This window comes from Candidatus Electrothrix sp. (genome assembly GCF_052785085.1).
Window position 1 is genome coordinate 19,110 of record NZ_JALAAI010000023.1, and the last position, 18,660, is coordinate 37,769.

Consider the following 18,660-nt stretch of genomic DNA (forward strand, 5'->3'; position numbering starts at 1 on the left):
TATTTAAGGAGTAAGATACAATGTCCAAAGAACTGAACTACAGTGCTAAAGCCCGCGAGAAAATGCTTTGCGGTGTAAATAACTTGGCAAATGCGGTAAAGGTTACTCTCGGTCCCAAGGGACGCAATGTGCTGATTGAAAAATCATTCGGTGCTCCGGTCATCACCAAAGACGGTGTAACTGTTGCCAAAGAGATTGAGCTCAAAGATAAGTTCGAGAATATGGGTGCCCAGATGGTCAAAGAGGTTGCCTCTAAGACCTCTGATGTTGCCGGTGACGGTACCACCACTGCAACGGTTCTGGCCCAGGCCATCTACCGTGAAGGTGCCAAAATGGTTGCTGCCGGCTCCAATCCTATGGAGATCAAGCGCGGTATTGATGCCTCTGTAGAAGCCGTTGTTGCTGAGCTGTCCAAGATTTCCAATCCCACTAAAGAGCAGAACGAAATTGCTCAGGTTGGAACGATCTCTGCCAATAATGACAGCACCATCGGAAGCATCATTGCCGAGGCCATGGACAAAGTGGGCAAGGAAGGGGTTATCACCGTGGAAGAAGCGAAATCCATGGAAACCTCCCTGGACGTTGTGGAGGGTATGCAGTTTGACCGCGGCTACCTTTCTCCCTACTTTGTGACCGATCCGGATCGCATGGAAGTGAATATGGAAGATCCGCTGATCCTGATCAACGAGAAAAAAATCTCCAACATGAAGGATCTGCTGCCCATTCTTGAGTCTGTTGCCAAGATGGGTAAGCCACTGTTTATCATTGCTGAAGATGTTGACGGCGAAGCACTGGCTACTCTGGTGGTCAACAAGCTGCGCGGTACCCTGAACATCGCCGCTGTCAAGGCTCCGGGCTTTGGTGATCGTCGTAAGGCTATGCTGGAAGATATCGCCATCCTCACCGGTGGACAGGTTATCACAGAAGATCTGGGCATCAAGCTGGAGAACATCACAGTCAACGATCTTGGAACCGCCAAGCGTATTGTTGTTGATAAAGACAACACCACGGTTATTGACGGTGCTGGCGACAAAGACAAACTGGCTGCCCGGGTTAAGCAAATCCGCACCCAGGCCGATGACTCCACCTCTGACTATGATCGTGAGAAGCTCCAGGAGCGTCTGGCCAAGCTGATCGGCGGTGTTGCAGTTATCAATGTTGGTGCTGCCACTGAGATTGAGATGAAAGAGAAAAAAGCCCGTGTTGAAGATGCACTGAACGCGACCCGTGCTGCTGTGGAAGAAGGTGTTGTTCCTGGTGGTGGTGTGGCCTTTCTGCGCTGCATCAAGGCACTGGAGACCATGAAGCTGGAAGGAGAGCAGGATCTCGGTCGCCAGATCATCATGCGTGCTCTGGAAGAGCCGGTTCGCCAGATCGCCTCCAACTGCGGTTGTGAAGGCTCTGTCATTGTCGCTAAAGTTAAAGAGATGGAAGGTGCCAACGGTTTCAACGCTGCCCTTGAAGAGTACGGTGACCTGATTGCCGCCGGTGTTATTGACCCGACCAAGGTTTCCCGTACAGCTCTCCAGAATGCGGCTTCTGTTTCTGGAATGCTCCTGACTACAGAGTGTATGATTGCTGATGAGCCGGAAAAGGATGATGCCGGTGCTGCTGCTATGGGTGGTGGTATGCCTGGTGGTATGGGCGGTATGGGTGGAATGGGCGGAATGGGCGGAATGATGTAATTGCCCTCTCTGTCCCCTGAACCGACCTGTCGGACTCAGCGGCATTATCCTTTCGGGTAATGCCGCTTTGCTTTATTGCGAAGCTCTGGGTCTATTACCCCGCCGCTGGGGGCGAGGTAGTTCATTTTTTAGCCTGCGTATATTCTTTTTTCTTGACAGAAAGATAAAAAAAGGGCAATATCTCCTGCCTTAAACAATATGCGTTTTACATGTTCACTTTTGGCGATGTAGCTCAGCTGGTGAGAGCGCACGGCTCATATCCGTGGTGTCCGGGGTTCAAGTCCCTGCATCGCCACCACAAAACACTCCGGTGTAGCCCGGTTTATAATATAACCCCGATTCCTGACGAGGAATTCGGGGTTTTTTTATTATCAGTGCCTTAGCATGCTCATCAAAAAGAAAAGGTACCCTTTATGAAGTATACTCGAAACCGTATAGAAAAAAAGTTTGCCGGAGCAGCACACCTGTTTTACCGGCATAATCTCATCACTCTCTTCTTCCTTGCCCTTTTTGCCGGAGCATTACTTTCCCAGATCCCTAACCTGACTCTGGACACCTCCACAGAGGGCTTTCTCCACGAAACTGACCCAGCCCTGCTGGATTATAATGCCTTCCGGGATCAGTTCGGCAATACCGAAATGGTTATTGTCGCGGTCAAAAGCAAAGATATTTTTGCGCCGGATTTTCTCCGGAAATTACAAAAGCTGCATGTGGAGCTCCGGGACAACGTCCCTTATGTGGATGATATCAACAGCCTGATCAATGCCCGCAATACCAGAGGAGAAGGGGATAAGCTCATTGTTGAAGATCTCCTGGAACATTGGCCGGAAACTCCTGAAGAACTTGCTGCTGTCAAGGAACGGGCCCTGTCCAATCCCATGTATAAGAATCTGCTTATTTCCGAACAGGGCGACTTCACAGCCATTGTCCTGCAAATGCAGCCCTACTCTTCCCAGGGGGAAGAAGAGATTGATGATATATTGGCCGGTTTTGCTGAGGACACGGAAGTGAACACCCAGCAGGAAGAGCGAATTTATCTGACTGATGCGGAAAACGGCGAGGTGGTTCAGGCCGTAACCCGGATTGTTGAAGACTATCGTGCCTCGGATTTTGAAATATACGTCGCCGGCGGTCCGGTGGTCACCGACTTTCTCAAAAAGGCCATGATGAAGAATATGAGAAAGTTTATGCTGCTGGTCGGTCTGACCATTGGAACTTTTCTTTTTCTCATGTTTCGCCGGGCTTCAGCTGTTGTTCTGCCCTTGCTGATTGTTGTTCTCTCGCTTCTTTCCACCTTAGGCCTGATGGCGACCTTTGGCACACCAATGAAATTACCTACCCAGATCCTGCCTTCTTTTCTGCTGGCAGTGGGGGTGGGCGACTCGGTTCATATTCTGGCGATCTTCTTTCACCGCTTTCGGAAAAATAAGGGCGATAAGGCTGAAGCTGTCGAATACGCTATGGGGCATTCCGGGCTGGCTATCCTGATGACCTCACTGACCACGGCAGGTGGTCTGCTTTCCTTTTCCAACGCAGATATAGCCCCTATTGCGGATCTGGGAGTCTACGCAGCTGCGGGCGTTATCCTGGCCCTGCTGTATACCATTATTCTTCTGCCATCCCTTCTTGCTTTGATTCCCCTCAAGGAAGGTAAGGAACAATCATCAGAAAAAGCCGGGACACGGCTTGATAGCATCCTGTCTGCTGTAGGACATTTTTCCACTGGTAATCCCAAGGCCATCCTCGCTGCCATGATTCTGATCTTGATTATCTCCATAATCGGCATCACCAGGATCAATTTTTCCCATGATGTTGTCCGTTGGTATAAAGAAGATTCCTCCATTCGTATAGCCTCAGAAACCATTGATGAGAAAATGCGGGGATCTATTGCCTTGGAAGTAGTGCTGGACACGGGCAAGGTCAACGGTCTCTATGACCCGGATCTCCTGCAACGGCTGGACAATGCAGCAGAGTATGTGGAACAGCTGGAAAAAGGCAAGATATTTGCGGGCAAGGCATGGAGTATCACAGCCATCCTCAAGGAAATCCATCAGGCCTTGAACGAGAACCGACCAGAGTTTTATACTGTGCCGGATAATCCCGAGCTTATTCCCCAGGAATTTCTTCTCTTTGAAAACAGCGGCTCTGATGACCTGGAAGATGTGACAGACAGTCAGTTTTCCAAGGCCCGGTTCACCATAAAAACGCCGTTTCAGGATGCCGTGGCCTATACAGCTTTTATCAACGAGGTTGAAGAATATTTTCAGGAAAACTTCCCGGAACTCAAGATAAATTCCACCGGCATGACAGCCCTTCTCGCCCAGACTATGGCCCGGGTTATCCGCAGTATGGCCAAGAGCTATGCTATTGCCTTGGTCGTGATCAGCACTTTGATGATTCTGCTTATCGGCAAACTGCGCACCGGCCTGTTGAGTATGATCCCGAACCTCTTTCCCATCATTCTGACTCTGGGCATCATGGGCTGGTTTCATGTGCCGCTGGATCTGTTTACCATGCTGATAGGAAGTATCTCCATCGGCCTGGCTGTGGATGATACCATCCACTTTATGCATAATTTTCGCCGTTATTTTGAACAGAGAGGCGATGCCAAACAAGCAGTCATGGAGACTCTGCACAGTACCGGGCGGGCCATGCTGATCACCACCTGTGTGCTCTCTCTGGGATTTTTTATCTTTATGTTTGCTAATCTGAATAACCTCTTTAACTTTGGCTGGCTCACCGGTTTAACTATTATCATGGCCCTGCTTTCTGATTATTTCATTGCTCCAGCTCTGATGGTGTTGGTCAATCGGCAAAAGAGCAGTTCCATAGTCGCATGTTAAAGGAGGGATTCATGATGAGCTGGAATTTCATACAGATCAAGAAGAGAAAACCTTAAACCTTGATATTATTTTTATCATTTACATTAGGAGATTTTTTATGAAATATTGTATGTTATCCATCCTGCTATCCTGCTCTCTACTTGCTACCAGTGTAACCTTTGCCAAGGATGATCCCAAGGCCCGTGCTATTATGCAACAGGTCGAAGACCGGGAGGACGGTGATAATCAGGAAAATGATATGACCATGATCCTCATTGATAAAAACGGCAGCGAGCGGGTCCGCAAAATCCATTCGTACTCCAAAGATTTTGGTGAGGATACCCATCGGATTATGTTTTTTCTCCATCCGCCAGATGTCAAGGATACTGGTTTTCTCACCTATGATTATGATAATGAGGCCAAGGACGATGATCAATGGCTTTATCTGCCCGCCCTGCGCAAGACCAAGCGTATTGCCACGGATGACAAAAGCTCCAGCTTTATGGGATCGGATCTGAATTATGCAGATATGACCTCACGAAATCTGGAAGATTATGATTTTAAAATCTTGAAGGAGCAAGAGGATAACGGTCATAAGGTCTGGCTGATTGAGGCCCTGCCAAGAGACCCGGAGGTCATTGACGAGACTGGCTATGAAAAATCCATTGTCTTTGTTCGGCAGGATAATTATTTCGTGGTCAAGGCCGTACATTGGGTGCGGGACGGCGGGTATCTCAAGTATTTTGATGTGAAGAAGCTGGAACAGATTGACGGCATCTGGATCGCCACCGAAACCCATGTGACCAAGAAAAAGGGCAAGAAGACCGAGCATAAGACCGTCCTGAAACTGGATAATATTACGTTTAAGGACGAGATGGATGAGGGAATCTTTACCGTACGACGGTTGGAGAAAGGGCTGTAAGAAGACTACTTGAAGAGCATTTTATTGTCCTCCTCCCTCCCCTCATAGCACGACCCCAACAGGGGAAAAGGGGAGGGGGACAGAGGTCTGTTGTTTTACGGTATCTCTATGCTGCGCCCAAAAAAGCACTGCTTTTTTCAATCAGCAGCTCTAATTCATGAACTTTGCTCTGTGCCTCGTTACAGCCTTCATCAAACTCCAGGGCCCGTTTATACATAACCAGAGCACGGGTGTACCATTGACCGCTCTTATAACTGCTGCCAGCAGCGCAAAAACCTAAGGCCGGGGTATTGTCGTACATATCAGCAAAAACATTGACAAGACCTTCTCCCCAAAGATCCTCAACAACATCTTCCTGTTCCACCAAAAAACGAACCAGGAGAAAATTATCTGCAAGGCCGGGCAGCATGGTCCGCAACATATAATTAGTTTGACCAAAGAGAAAGGCCAGCTGTTCCATCTGCTGCATAACATCAACAGCAACCCGTTTAATCAGGTTCTCCCGGTCCATAGCCTTTGCTAAACGGGAAGCCGGGAGATTTTGCGGCTGGGACTGGTTGTCCCGGTTTGCTCCTGTCTGTTGTGTGTTAAAGGTTGCATTGCCATAATTATTGAGAATACTCACATCCTCTCGCAGACGGATGGCTTCATGAAAAATAGAGCCCAGCAGCCAAACAATCAGAGAGCCTTCAACATTATTCTCTTTTTCGCCTTCAGGCCAGACACGGCGACAGAGCTCCTGCAGGTTCCAGAGTGCTCCTTTGTCGTTCTCTTCGCCGATCATCTCGTTCAGCTGGTCCCAAATTTTGCAATGAACATTTTCACCATGGTGATGTACTAAGTAGCAGCTCCTTCCCATGGCCAGGCCTCGACATTCACAATAGGACTGGTAGAGTTGTTGAAAAGAATAGATCAGGGCGAAAAAATCAGCAAAAAACTGGCGGGTAAAGAAATTCCGTTGTCGATCAAACCAGCTGTTGCGATAGCGACGGTCTCCCAGGGATGTTCTTCCGGTGTTATAGGAAGCGCCACGTTCTGCGGTGTTCATAGCAAAGCCAGCATACTGGTTAAACCGCCTTGCGATACAGGGCAATATACTCTTTCATCACATGCTGCCAACTATAATGGGTTCGGATATGTTGCACAGCTGCCTTTCGCATACTGTCCAGCTCTTCCGGACTGTCTTGGTACATCTCCTGAGCCTGGGACATGGTTCTGGCAAGGGCCTCTGCGCTATGCTGCTCATAGGTAAATCCGGTTTTCCTGTCCAGTACCTTAACCAGGCCTCCGACATGGTGGACAATGGGGATATTACCAAAGAGCTGGGCGATATAGTCTGTTAAACCACAAGGTTCATACAGAGAGGGGATGAGAAAGAAGTCTCCGGCTGCATAAATTTTCAGGGCCAGGGCAGGATCGTATCCCTTGAGGAAACAAATTTGACCATATCCTTGATCATCCTCTGCCAGCTCCTGTAATTGCTGCTCCAGTACACTATCACCACTGCCAAGAACCAGAAGCTGAAAATCTTTCTCTAGCAATGAAGCTGCTTGCAACAGAAGATCCACTCCCTTTTGGGCGGTCAAGCGACCGATAAAGGTCATGAGCGGATTATCTACTGTATTCTCCAGAAAACCATATTGCTCAACAACAGCCCATTGCTCACCACCACGGCAGAGGTGCAACATCTCTTTCTTGCACTGCTTTTTCCCGGCTAATTTCCCTGCTGCCGGATTAAAATTGGCTGCCAACCCGATCTTTTTTCCCTGTGCCGGATTAAAGTCTTCCGGGTTTACCCCGTTGGTGATCCCGACCAAATCAACATCCTTTTCCAGGAGCTTATGACCAAGCCAACCGGTCCGGCTGTCCTCATCACTTTCCTGAAGCTCACGGGCATACTGCTCGCTCACTGTATTGATCCGGGCATAGCCTGCTGCAACCACAAAGGGGTTAAAGGCATTATTGAACAGACCAGCCTGAATAACCGAGTTGGGAAGACCAGTTATTGCCTGGGCAAAGGCCACATCATCCACATCCTGATGATAGCCAAAACCGGCATTATGGATGGTCACTACGGCCCCGGTCTTGCAAAAAAAATGGCGGTATCCACTCTGTTCCCGGAGCAGAGCAGGCAGGATGGCAGCATGTCCGTCATGACAGTGAATGATATCCGGGCGCTGATCAAGCAGGATCATCAGGTCCAACGCCGCCTTTTGCAGCAGGACATTCATGGCAAAGAAATCAAAATGGCCTGTTCCGGCCTTGTGCCAGCTCTCTTGCCGCTCTTCTGCCAGGGTATAGGTATAGACAGCCTGTTTTTCTGCAAAGCGCGGGGAATCCAGCAGGTAGATTATTACCCCCTGCTCTTTTTTCATCCAGAGAGCAACAGGTTCCCGTCGCTCTTGGCCTGGATAATGCATATCAACCTCAAACACCGGACAAGGCAACTGAACCTGTTGAAAGCCAAGCGCTTGCGCCTCAATAAATCCATAACAGGGCAAGACCACGCGAACATCACATCCGGCATGTTGCACTAAGGCTTCTGACAGCTGTCGACAGACATCCTTAACACCGCCAGCTCCGGCCACGCCGTCATACTCACGGGTAACCATCAAAATTTTCCTGATATTATCCACTGTATCTGTCAATCCCCGCCTTACTTGGTATACCTGTGCTTTGAGCTTTGTTTACTCAATTGTTGTAATGGCCTGTTGGCGCAAAAGATGATCTGCAAGGGTCAAACGAACCATAGCCTCACAGACCGGAATGATTCTCGGAATGGCAGAAATATCATGGCGTCCTCCCACCTTGATCCCCACAGGCTCATTAGCCCTGTTCACGGTTTGCTGCTCTTTATGAATGGAAGGAATGGGCTTCACCGCCACCCGGACAATGATATCCTCACCGTTACTCACCCCAGCCAGGATACCGCCTGCATTATTGGTAACAAATCCTTCTGGAGTGATGGGATCATTATTTTCAGAACCCAACATTGCAGCTGCCTGAAAGCCTGAGCCGATCTCAACCCCTTTGACAGCGCCGATAGACATCAGGGCACGGGTCAATTCACCGTCAAGCTTATCAAAGACCGGCTCGCCCAGTCCAGCCTTGCAACGGGCCCGAATTTCAACAATACCACCCAGGGTATCACCCTGACCGCATACCTCTCTGATCCGTTCTTCCATTTGTTCTGCAGCCGCATTATCAGGGCAGAACAGACGATTCTGTTCAATCTGATCAAAATTGCGCTGTTCTGCTTTGATGCCTCCCAGAGCCACAGTATAGGCCTGCACGGACATGTGGTGCTGTTCAAGAAGCTGTTGAGCCACAGTGCCTGCTGCCACACGGGCTGCGGTTTCTCTGGCTGAGGCCCGGCCACCGCCCCGATGATCGCGGATGCCGTATTTTATCTGATAGGTCAGATCTCCGTGACCGGGCCGAAAAACATCCTGTAAATGACTATAGGACTTGGAATGGGCGTCTTTATTAAAAATAACCAGGGAAATGGGTGTTCCTGTGGTTTTAGAAACAGGACAGTCCGCAGGTTGAAAAATCCCGGAGAGAATCTGCACCATATCAGGTTCGTTGCGCGGCGAAGTGGCTCCGCCCTTTCCTGGCCGACGACGCTCCAGTTCCTCTTGAATCATCTCTGGCGTTAAGTCAATCCCTGGAGGGCAACCGTCAATCACTGCACCAAGGGCGGTGCCGTGTGATTCGCCCCAGGTTGTCACCTTAAAGACCGTGCCAAATGTGCTTCCTGCCATAAACCTGCTCTCGTCAATTATACGTTTTATATGAAGACAATACCAGCAGACGTCTTGGAGGTGCCCAACCGGCTTTCATGTCTTTTACGCTCTCTTTCACCATCACTGTTTATGTATTTACCCCCTTTCTTCAACGATGACAAGCCATTTGAAGAGCAGAAAAATGCGTCCAAACCGTGTCCAGCCGCTTGTCAGTCGCTTATTGTTATCCCATCCGGTTTTCTGTCTGTTCGCGCCTGCTCCCAGGTGCGCACTTGTTGAACAAATTGTCTGATCAGTCCGTGATCCTTTTGTCGTGGATGTATTTCAACCCCTGAGTTAACATCCAGCGCATAGGGGCCAGCAGCGGCAAGGGCCTCATGCACATTGTCAGGATCAAGGCCACCAGCCAGAATAACATCCCGTTGCAGCTTCAAGCCCTGAATCAAGGACCAGTCAAAGCGCTGGCCAGTGCCGCCTTTCACCCCTTTTTGGTAGGTGTCTAAGAGAAAGCCTTTTACGTGATCGTTATAGGGCGTGATATCACTTGCCTGTACGTTGCCACCAACTCGCAGGGCCTTGATCACCTGGCAAGGAGCTGTGAAACGGGCCAGACGTTCGCAGTATTTGGGTGATTCCTGGCCGTGTAATTGGGCATACCCCAGGCCACAAAAGCGGATGATTTCTTCCACCTCTTTCCGGTTACGATCAACAAAGACCCCGACCGTATCAACAAAGGGCGGGAGCTGTTCAATAATGATCCTGACCATCTTAGGGTCGACATTGCGTGGGCTTTTTGTATAAAAGATAAATCCCAAGGCATCCACGCCTGCCTCTACTGCTGCCAAGGCATCTTCCAGGTTGGTGGTGCCGCACATCTTGATACGAATTCGATCCGCTTTCATGACATAAACTTATTCGTTCCAGATTGATAGGTTGAAGTGGATGTCAGGTGGAGAGGAAGTGACGAAGCGTCTCTCCCTGGGTAGTGCTGCGCATCAGGCTTTCTCCAATCAGGGCTGCTGTAATACCTGCTTGCTGGAGTCGCAACATTTCGTCGCGGCTGGATATGCCTGATTCACTGACAATGGGGATTCCCTGGGGGATCTCTTGTTGGAGCCGGAACGTGGTTTCTAAATCAACGCTAAAGTCGTTCAGGTTACGGTTATTAATACCAATTAACTTGCTCTCAGCAACTAAGGTCTTTTCCAGCTCTGCCTTGTTATGGACTTCGACCAGCACATCCATGCCTGCTTCTTCAGCCTGCAAACGAAACTCTCTGAGTTGCTCGGTCTCCAGAATGGCCGCGATGAGCAGGATGGCATCAGCTCCAAAGGCAGCAGCTTCCTCTATTTGCAGGGGATCAATGATGAACTCCTTGCGGAGCACAGGCAGGTCCACGGTCTTTCTCACCAGGGGGATATACTCGATAGTGCCTTGAAAGAAATCCTGGTCCGTAAGCACGGACATGGCATGGGCCCCGCCTTGCTTATAGTTGAGCGCTATTTTCACAGGATCAAAATCAGGCTGAATAATGCCCTTGGAAGGAGAGGCCTTTTTGGCTTCAGCAATGATGGCTACGCCTGGTGCGTCAACAAGGGCCTGCATGAATCCTCGGGGGGGATCAATCAATGCTTCAGTTTTCGGTGCCCGGATTCCCTTTTTTTTCAGGGCAGCTACTTCTTCTTTCTTGCGTGCTACGATGGTATCAAGGATCATGCTGGTTGTATGAGGATTATGCTTTTTGGGATAGAGGATCTTTTTTCAGGAGTGTACAAAGCTGAGGGTGATTATGCAACAGGGAATGAAGGACAAGGGTTCTGGACACCATCGGGCGAAGGTTTTTCTTTTCCTCGCCCGAGGTTTTTTCTTTCCTTCGCCCGAGGCTTTTCCTTTCCTTCGAGCGAGGGTTTTCTTTTCCCTCGCCCGAGGTTTTTTCTTTTCCTCGCCCGATGAAAAGTCAGGCGTCCTCCTTTTCTTTGCCCAAAAAAAAGTCCTTGACAAAATAACCATACAGTTTTAAACCGGAATACACTTTTCCCGTTGTTCTATAACATTCCTCATTCAATCTTATGGAGACCAGCCATGCATACGATTCAATGGACCCCCACAGTCAATGCCCTCACCACCCCGCAATCTTACAAGATCCGTTTTGTGCCCCGCAATATCCTTGGCAAAGATGACATAATTGCCCGGATTGCCGAACGGCAGCCCAATCTGAGCGAGGAAGTGATCCGCACGGTCATGGACACCGAGCACGAGGTGATTCAGGAAAGCCTGCTTGACGGCGACCAGGTTACTTTGGAAGACGCCTTCACCTATACACTTTCCTTTCTCGGCAGACTGGATTCACCAGATTCTCCGTTGCCTGACCGGGACGATCTCCTGCAGGTCAGGATTCACGCCTCACCGCCCTTTGTTCGCAAAATACGCAATGAGGCCCGATTGGAACGAGTGCCCATGTCGAAAAAGATGCCCCTGATCACCTCGGCTGAAGACACCCGGCTCAAACTGCCCAACGTACTCAACCCGCAGGGCGTGTTGAAGCTCACTGGAACCAACCTCAACTTTGACGATCAGGACCCGGACTGCGGCTGCATCATTTCCGGTACGCAGAGCGGACAAAGTACCCAGGCGCAGTTCGGCATGATTTCGGCCGCAAGCGTCCTGGTGGTGCCGGACATCCCGGCTCAGGCTAATCCGTGGAATAACGAGTACACCGTGTCCATCAGCACCCAGTACACAGAACACGGAACCGTGCGTACCGGCGTGTATGAACGGATGTTGCGTTCGCCCCTGCGCATTGACGGCTTCGGGCCCGGGATGGAGTACGGTATCCTCAGCGGCAGTGGCAACAGTCCCTATGTCAGTGCAACCAGCGGTATGGTCATGGCGGATGAAATGCTGCGTATCCAGGCCGTGCTGGATATCCATGAAGGGCACCTCCTCTTCAGTCTGCTTGATATGACCGAAGGGGGCGCAGTCGGCCCGTCGGTCACGGTCACGATGAACGGAGACTACACCCTGAACGGCTTTGGCGGTTCTGCGGTGTCCGGCCTGAATATCCGGGTGAACAGCTTTAGTGAGCTGGTGGATATGATACGGAACTCGTATTCCGGGCGGCTGGTTGATGTGCTGGATGTGAGGGTGTAGGAGAACAGGTTTGGTGTGCCCGGCGTTGAAACACCGGGCTATTTTTCGACAGTCCCTCCGGGACGCTGTTTTCCGAGTATCCCCGCCCCGGAGGGGCGATTGATAATAGCCCACCGTTTTAACGGTGGGTGGCAAGGGATCTTTGATACTTTGATACGGAAATTGCATCCTGCACGGGGCTTCCCTGTGACCTTCACCAATACCTGTGAAAAGGGATGACGTGTGTACAACACGAACTATGAAGGCTATAATGGAAAGAAGAAACCGGTTGCTTTTAAGCACGGCCAAAACAGATTATGCCGAAAAAAGACCTTTACCATAATACCGTTGTCAAGGCCTTGGCAGCGGACGACTGGAGAATCACCGATGACCCGCTTCATCTCTCCTACGGAGGCAGAAATCTCTACATCGACTTGGGAGCTGACCGACCGATAGGAGCGGAGAAAGAAGGACGAAAGATAGCTGTTGAGATCAAGAGTTTTATAGGAGAATCGGATATACATGAACTGGGCCAAAGCATCGGGCAGTACAATATGTATCGGAATCTTCTTGCCGAAATTGATCCCGAACGAATGCTCTGGCTGGCCGTGCCTTCTTTCGCTTATGACGGTATATTCAGAGAAGAGATAGGACAACTGATGATAAGCAGAGAACAGATTAAGCTCATCGTATTTGATGAAATTCACGAAAGGGTCAGAGAATGGGTGCCGCAGCAGCTTACCGAAAAATAGTGGAAGACCTTATACGTCGTTATGCCTCCAAGCCCTCGAACGGTGTCATTGAGCCGGAAATCGTGATCGGAGCCGACGGGAATCATTATGAACTGATGCACGTCGGATGGAACGGGTCACGCCGGATTCATGGTTCGGTGCTGCATATTGATCTCATCGGAGATAAAATATGGATACAGCATGACGGCACCCCCTCGGGAGTGGCTTCGGAACTGGCTGAAGAAGGGATTCCCAAGGAGGATATCGTGCTTGCCTTCCGGCCCGGTCATGTTCGTCCTCACACCGGATACGGGGTGGGTTGAAGCCGGACACTGTGTACAGAAGGCCGACTCCTGACTAAAGCCAAGGATGATCAGGATGTAATGATTGAAACCCCTGAAGGTGATATCTTTGTTCTGCAACGAATCACTCATACGACACTTTAGACATCTCTTCCAAAACTACCCCTCTGATGTATCGCGGAGCCTTGGCAAGCCGAAGAAAAAAACACCATGAAGGACAAAGACCTTTTTATCAGAACGCAGTACCTTGCAATGTACATCAGGGTATTTATAAGATCCCTGTGGCCCGGAGCTCTGCTCGCCTGGCTACATGAATGGTTCTATTTAAGTATCCTTATACTGTTCGGCCTCATCTTCCCTGTTCCTTTCATATACTTTATCGATAAGGTTTCAGGTGTCCTTATGTATTTCTACAATGGCAGTCCAGGAACCTTTTCCCTGAATGAACAGCTTGCCGCCGAGGTGGAGAAAATCAGAATTTTGCAAAGCAAACAGAAATTTGCCAAGGCGCTCAAAACCGCGAATGCTGTACTTGCCCGTAACCCGGAACACCCCGAAGCCCTGTATCTCAAGGCGCAGATACTGTCAGGCTTTGGAAAGTACAGTGCTGCTCATGCCTGTCTGAATAAGCTCATTGCCATAAAGGATCCGGCTCCTGATGAGAAACTCCGTAACTGGGCCATCAGCCTGCGTAAGGAAGTCCTGAAGCGCATCCGAGAAAGGCAAGAACCGGACAGGGAACTACGGAGAAAGGCGTGAGAAGTTACGTCAGCAGCTCCTGAGCCAAATCTTGTTTTGTTGTGCCCATTGCGAATAAAGAGCGAATAATCAGATCCAGTGAAACCGTCGGGTCACCATGCTCCATCTTGGCAACTCGGGACTGACTGGAATGGATTAATTCCGCTAATTGGGCCTGGGTCAGATTTTGAGTTTTACGGAATGACCTGAGATAATTACTCAGTTTGATTTTTATCTCAATATACTCGCTTTCTTCTGCTGTCAGGTGGAGAAATTCATCGGCTGAACCTATTTTCCAGCCTTTCTTTTCCAGAGTTTTTTGTTTACTTTTATCCATGATCGTATGATTTGAGTCGCTCTTTACACACATCAATCACTGACTGAGGCGTTTTTTGAGTCTTTTTACTGAATACTTCCAGAAGCACGACAGCATCCGAATCAACTCGGTAGATGATTCGCCATGTTGCATCTCTGTCGTTTATCCTGAGTTCATGACATCTCGGGCCGATGACGGGTAAAGGTCTTGATTGAGGCAAGGATAAAGATTTGCCAGATTGCAGAAGTCGTAACATATATCCTGCTTCCAACCTTGACTTGTCAGACAATGGCGGAGATTTTATTTCTCCGTGCAGCCAGACTATAGGTTTATTTTTCAGCTTCATTGTATTTCAAGAGTATGTCGTATGTGACATACTGTCAAGTTAAAACAGCTCGTGGACACCATGCATAAAACCATTGAACAAGTCACCCGTCGCATTATTGAACGCAGCCAGGAAACCCGCACAGCCTATGTGGAGCAGATAGAAGCTGCCAAGGTACGCGGCCCTTTCCGCAAGCAGCTCCCCTGTAGCAATTTTGCCCATGATCTGGCTGGTTGTCCGGCCTCGCGGACTGCACTGCTGGACGATCACACACCCAATATCGGAATTGTTACCTCCTATAACGATGTACTCTCGGCCCATCAACCGCTTGGTCGTTATCCTGACCTGATTAAAGCTGCTGTGGCTGAGGCCGGAGGTACAGCCCAGGTTGCAGGTGGTGTACCTGCCATGTGCGACGGTGTGACCCAGGGGGAACCGGGCATGGATCTGAGCCTGATGAGTCGGGATGTAATTGCTCTGTCCACGGTGATTGCCCTGTCCCATAATGTCTTTGATGGGGCCTTGTTGCTCGGGGTCTGTGATAAGATCATGCCCGGACTCCTTATGGGCGGGCTGCAATACGGTCACCTGCCGATGATCCTGGTTCCTGGTGGTCCCATGCAATCCGGTATTGGTAATAGAGAAAAGAATCAGGTACGGGAACGCTTTGCCAAAGGGGAGGTCGGGCAGGACGCACTGCTGGCTTCAGAATGTCGCGCCTATCATAGTCCAGGCACCTGCACCTTTTACGGCACAGCCAATTCTAACCAGCTGATTGCAGAGATGCTGGGGCTGCATCTTCCTGGAGCCTCCTTTGTCAATGCTGAGACTGAGTTGCGTGTTGCTCTGACCCAGGCTGCTGCTGCACAGGTTGTACAGAATAGCCATTTAGGTGAGAAGTATATTCCAATGGGCCGGGTTGTCAGTGAAAAGGCCGTGATTAATGCAATGGTTGGTCTGTTGGCAACAGGCGGTTCCACCAACGAGACCATGCATCTGGTGGCCATTGCCAGGGCCGCTGGGGTTCAGATCAACTGGACTGATTTTGCCGAGCTTTCCGAGGTTGTGCCCCTGCTTGTGCGGATCTATCCCAATGGCTCAGGAGACATTAACTCCTTTCAGCAGGCAGGTGGTATGCCTTTGCTGATTCGGGAGCTTCTTGAGGGAGGTTTGCTTCACGAAGAGGTGGAGACCGTGGTTGGCCCTGGTCTGAGCAGCTATCTGGACCAACCAGTTTTGCACCAAGGCAAAGCGGTTTGGCAGGATGGGCCGGAACAGAGTCGTGATCCTGAAATCATTGCTCCGCTGGGCAAACCCTTTGCGTCGATCAGTGGTATTAAGCTGTTATCCGGTAATTTGGGGCGGGCCATCATGAAGATCTCTGCCTTAGCTGATGGGGAAGACACTGTGGTCGAGGCCCCGGCCTTGGTGTTTCACAGTCAGCAGGAATTGGAACAGGCCTTTCATGAGGGCTTGCTGTATCGTGATGTAGTGGCAGTACTTCGTTTTCAAGGGCCAAGGGCCAATGGAATGCCTGAGCTGCATAAGCTGATTACCTGGCTGGCAATCAGTATGGAACAGGGATATAAGGTAGGGCTGGTGACGGATGGCCGGTTATCCGGGGCCTCGGGTAAGGTACCCTTTGCTATTCATTGTACACCGGAAGCCGCAGCAGGCGGTCTGCTGGCCAAGGTGCAGGACGGGGATATAATATGCATGGATGCCCGCAACAACCTGTTGGAACTCAAGGTTGCTGAAGAGGAATTGGCTCAACGGCAGGCCGTCGAGTTAACGACCTCGTATCAGGCCCAGGGTCATCCGATCTTTTCCGTCCTGCGCAATGCATTATCCGGTGCCGAACAAGGGGCCAGTGCAATTATATCGTAGGCGCGAATCCCTGTGTTCGCCCTTGTTGCATACCGGGCAGGCACAGGGGCCTGCCCTTACAAAAGGAGGAGTAAATGTCGGAGAAAAGAGACACATCTGCCTTGGATGTCCTGCAGGCTGGTCCGGTTATCCCGGTGATTGTGATCGGCAATCCTGATCATGCCGTCCCTCTGGCCCAGGCCCTGTTGGCTGGTGGGATCAAGGTACTGGAAATAACCTTGCGCAGTGATGCAGCCCTTGAGGCCATTCAACGCATTCGGGAAGAAGTTCCAGGGGCCTTGGTCGGGGCAGGGACTGTACTCTCAGGAGAGGAACTGCATGCAGTGGCAGAGGCAGGAGGGTGCTTTGCCATCAGTCCCGGTTTGACTCCGAACCTCTTGAAGGCAGCTGACAAGGAAGCCATCCCTTTGATTCCAGGAATCGCAACGGCTTCAGAGTTGATGGTGGCCCTGGAAGCAGGCTTGAATGAAATGAAGTTTTTTCCTGCCCAGGCAGCAGGCGGCGTACCTATGCTCAAATCCTTGAGCGGCCCCTTTCCCCAAGTGACTTTCTGCCCAACTGGTGGTCTGACTCTCCAGAATTATAACGACTATCTGGCCCTTGATAATGTTGCCTGTGTGGGTGGTTCCTGGCTTGTCCCGTCAGCGAGTATTGAGCAGGAAGATTGGCCTGCCATAACCCGGCTGGCTCAAGAGGCTGTAGCCGAAGCAAGAACCTCGTTGTGAGCAACCTTCTCTTAACGGAAGAGCTTGGAGGAACTGTTCTTTTCACCGTCAACAGAGATAAACCTTTTTTCCGGTAAGAGCAGGGCGGTGAGCTTTCCTCCGTAGACAGCCCCGGTATCAATGCCGATTTTATTTTCCTGCACCATTGGTTCCCGAAAGACAGTGTGACCAAAAACGACAAGCTTGGGGAATTTATAGGGACTGCGGATGAATTCATCTCTGATCCAGAGGCAGTAGCTGCTCACCTGACGGGTCAGGTGTACTCCAGGTTCAATACCGGCATGGGCATAAATACCGTGGTCGTTTTCCCATAACAGCGGCAGTTCCCGAAAAAAGTTCATATGTTCTTCGGGAAAGAGCTTTGCTGCCTTGTCAGGCTTTGTTTTTGGCTTGATTCCGTAGCTGTTCAGCGTTTCTTTTCCACCGGCTTGTATGAAGGTACCGTCATCATAGCCTTTCAGATAATTGATCAGCATAATTTCATGATTACCTATCAGGGTAATCACGTTCTGTTTTTTCTTCTTAAAATCCAGGATACACTCGACAACTTCTTTTGAATGTGTGCCCCTGTCGATATAATCGCCGAGAAAGACAAAGGTGTCTGCTTCCTTTTCAATCAGCTTCAGGAGATTTTGCAAAGAGTCCAGACATCCGTGGATGTCACCAATAATGCAAGTTTTTGATAGAGCTGTCATATTGAGTGTATGAGAGATATATTGTATGATGAATTATTGTTATCGCCTTTTATAAAGATATACTTTAACAACAGGATATGATATCTGCACCATTCTTTTTACATGAAATGAGTTCTTTGATTCTGTTGCAATGTTATTTAATCTGATTTTTTCCAATGCAAAAATCCTGAACAGTATATACATTAACACATACTGAGAGACATCTATGGCACTGAATAGAGCACATCGAAAAGTTGAAGAAAAAGCTTTTTATTATTATTTCCAGCATCATCAGGCCGACGCTGTACCGGCAGCGCATACTCAGGAAGCGGCACGTTTGCTGGATGAGTTAACACAGCTTCCACTTCTGGACAACAGAATGCCGGATGAGATTCTCGGCTATGACAAAGATGGGTTGCTTACCCGATCACCTGACACGCTGTCCGCTTGCGGAACAACAGAAATAAAAAAAATAACCATTCATGCCTGAATTAATCTGGAAAGGCAAAGAGCAGGTGATGAACCATCATCTGGGTAACCGTTCAGACCCCTCTCATTTTTTTTACGCAGCAAGAGGCAGAGGAGGCACATCCAGCCCCTGGCGCCGAGCCGTGATAACCTCAGCGAGATATTTCCACGGACAGGCGTTGCGCTTCTT

18 protein-coding genes and 1 tRNA gene are annotated in these 18,660 nt (G+C 49.8%); 11 read left to right on the forward strand and 8 right to left on the reverse strand.

Going from position 1 to position 18,660, the window contains the following annotated elements:
• The first annotated feature begins 20 nt into the window (after window positions 1-20).
• From groL to L2082_RS05900, 4 genes are all read left to right on the forward strand, one after another.
• Window positions 21-1,685, forward strand: coding sequence for a chaperonin GroEL (gene groL, locus L2082_RS05885; protein ID WP_446009285.1), 1,665 nt, complete (start codon window positions 21-23; stop codon window positions 1,683-1,685).
• Window positions 1,686-1,906: 221 nt separating this feature from the next.
• A tRNA-Met gene (locus L2082_RS05890) sits at window positions 1,907-1,983 on the forward strand.
• A 115-nt stretch (window positions 1,984-2,098) separates the two neighbouring features.
• Window positions 2,099-4,528, forward strand: coding sequence for an efflux RND transporter permease subunit (locus L2082_RS05895; RefSeq protein WP_446011531.1), 2,430 nt, complete (start codon window positions 2,099-2,101; stop codon window positions 4,526-4,528).
• Window positions 4,529-4,625: 97 nt separating this feature from the next.
• Window positions 4,626-5,429, forward strand: coding sequence for an outer membrane lipoprotein-sorting protein (locus tag L2082_RS05900; RefSeq protein WP_446009092.1), 804 nt, complete (start codon window positions 4,626-4,628; stop codon window positions 5,427-5,429).
• A 106-nt stretch (window positions 5,430-5,535) separates the two neighbouring features.
• On the opposite strand, the gene L2082_RS05905 is transcribed toward L2082_RS05900, so the two are convergent.
• The 5 genes from L2082_RS05905 to trpC all read right to left on the reverse strand — a co-directional run bounded on the left by L2082_RS05905 (window position 5,536) and on the right by trpC (window position 10,891).
• Window positions 5,536-6,477: a hypothetical protein gene (locus tag L2082_RS05905; protein WP_446009093.1), complete on the reverse strand. Its 942-nt coding sequence runs from the start codon at window positions 6,475-6,477 to the stop codon at window positions 5,536-5,538.
• Between the two features lie 19 nt (window positions 6,478-6,496).
• Entirely contained in the window at window positions 6,497-8,041 is a 1,545-nt protein-coding gene (locus L2082_RS05910; RefSeq protein WP_446009094.1) for a glycogen synthase, read from the reverse strand.
• A 75-nt stretch (window positions 8,042-8,116) separates the two neighbouring features.
• On the reverse strand, window positions 8,117-9,193 hold the full coding sequence (gene aroC / locus L2082_RS05915; RefSeq protein WP_446009095.1) for a chorismate synthase: 1,077 nt from the start codon (window positions 9,191-9,193) through the stop codon (window positions 8,117-8,119).
• A 191-nt stretch (window positions 9,194-9,384) separates the two neighbouring features.
• Window positions 9,385-10,077, reverse strand: coding sequence for a phosphoribosylanthranilate isomerase (locus tag L2082_RS05920; RefSeq protein ID WP_446009096.1), 693 nt, complete (start codon window positions 10,075-10,077; stop codon window positions 9,385-9,387).
• A gap of 43 nt (window positions 10,078-10,120) precedes the next feature.
• Window positions 10,121-10,891 carry an indole-3-glycerol phosphate synthase TrpC gene (trpC, locus tag L2082_RS05925; RefSeq protein ID WP_446009097.1) on the reverse strand — a complete coding sequence of 257 codons (771 nt, stop codon included), beginning with the start codon at window positions 10,889-10,891 and terminating at the stop codon, window positions 10,121-10,123.
• A 366-nt stretch (window positions 10,892-11,257) separates the two neighbouring features.
• On the opposite strand from trpC, the gene L2082_RS05930 reads away from it, so the two are divergent.
• The 4 genes from L2082_RS05930 to L2082_RS05945 all read left to right on the forward strand — a co-directional run bounded on the left by L2082_RS05930 (window position 11,258) and on the right by L2082_RS05945 (window position 14,096).
• Entirely contained in the window at window positions 11,258-12,325 is a 1,068-nt protein-coding gene (locus L2082_RS05930; protein ID WP_446009098.1) for a DUF4469 domain-containing protein, read from the forward strand.
• Between the two features lie 296 nt (window positions 12,326-12,621).
• Window positions 12,622-13,056 carry a XisH family protein gene (locus L2082_RS05935; RefSeq protein ID WP_446009099.1) on the forward strand — a complete coding sequence of 145 codons (435 nt, stop codon included), beginning with the start codon at window positions 12,622-12,624 and terminating at the stop codon, window positions 13,054-13,056.
• A complete protein-coding gene (locus L2082_RS05940) occupies window positions 13,056-13,358 on the forward strand; it encodes an element excision factor XisI family protein (RefSeq protein ID WP_446009100.1) in 303 nt (100 codons plus the stop codon). Before L2082_RS05935 ends, L2082_RS05940 begins: the two co-directional genes overlap by 1 nt.
• A 381-nt stretch (window positions 13,359-13,739) precedes the next feature.
• Window positions 13,740-14,096: a tetratricopeptide repeat protein gene (locus L2082_RS05945; RefSeq protein ID WP_446009101.1), complete on the forward strand. Its 357-nt coding sequence runs from the start codon at window positions 13,740-13,742 to the stop codon at window positions 14,094-14,096.
• Window positions 14,097-14,100: 4 nt separating this feature from the next.
• Here the strand turns inward: L2082_RS05945 and L2082_RS05950 are convergent, their stop codons facing one another.
• Together L2082_RS05950 and L2082_RS05955 are read right to left on the reverse strand one after the other, a co-directional pair.
• Entirely contained in the window at window positions 14,101-14,412 is a 312-nt protein-coding gene (locus L2082_RS05950) for a helix-turn-helix transcriptional regulator (RefSeq protein ID WP_446009102.1), read from the reverse strand.
• The gene (locus L2082_RS05955) at window positions 14,405-14,737 is read right to left on the reverse strand and encodes a type II toxin-antitoxin system RelE/ParE family toxin (RefSeq protein WP_446009103.1); all 333 of its coding nucleotides are present in this window, start codon (window positions 14,735-14,737) and stop codon (window positions 14,405-14,407) included. The genes L2082_RS05950 and L2082_RS05955 overlap by 8 nt, the downstream gene beginning before the upstream one ends.
• A 60-nt stretch (window positions 14,738-14,797) precedes the next feature.
• Between L2082_RS05955 and edd the strand changes: the two genes are divergently transcribed.
• Both edd and L2082_RS05965 read left to right on the forward strand, forming a co-directional pair.
• Entirely contained in the window at window positions 14,798-16,603 is a 1,806-nt protein-coding gene (gene edd, locus L2082_RS05960) for a phosphogluconate dehydratase (protein WP_446009104.1), read from the forward strand.
• Window positions 16,604-16,677: 74 nt separating this feature from the next.
• Entirely contained in the window at window positions 16,678-17,328 is a 651-nt protein-coding gene (locus tag L2082_RS05965) for a bifunctional 4-hydroxy-2-oxoglutarate aldolase/2-dehydro-3-deoxy-phosphogluconate aldolase (protein ID WP_446009105.1), read from the forward strand.
• A gap of 11 nt (window positions 17,329-17,339) precedes the next feature.
• Here the strand turns inward: L2082_RS05965 and L2082_RS05970 are convergent, their stop codons facing one another.
• Entirely contained in the window at window positions 17,340-18,023 is a 684-nt protein-coding gene (locus tag L2082_RS05970) for a metallophosphoesterase (protein WP_446009106.1), read from the reverse strand.
• 205 nt (window positions 18,024-18,228) lie between these two features.
• On the opposite strand from L2082_RS05970, the gene L2082_RS05975 reads away from it, so the two are divergent.
• On the forward strand, window positions 18,229-18,492 hold the full coding sequence (locus L2082_RS05975) for a hypothetical protein (RefSeq protein WP_446009107.1): 264 nt from the start codon (window positions 18,229-18,231) through the stop codon (window positions 18,490-18,492).
• The last annotated feature ends 168 nt before the right edge of the window (window positions 18,493-18,660 follow it).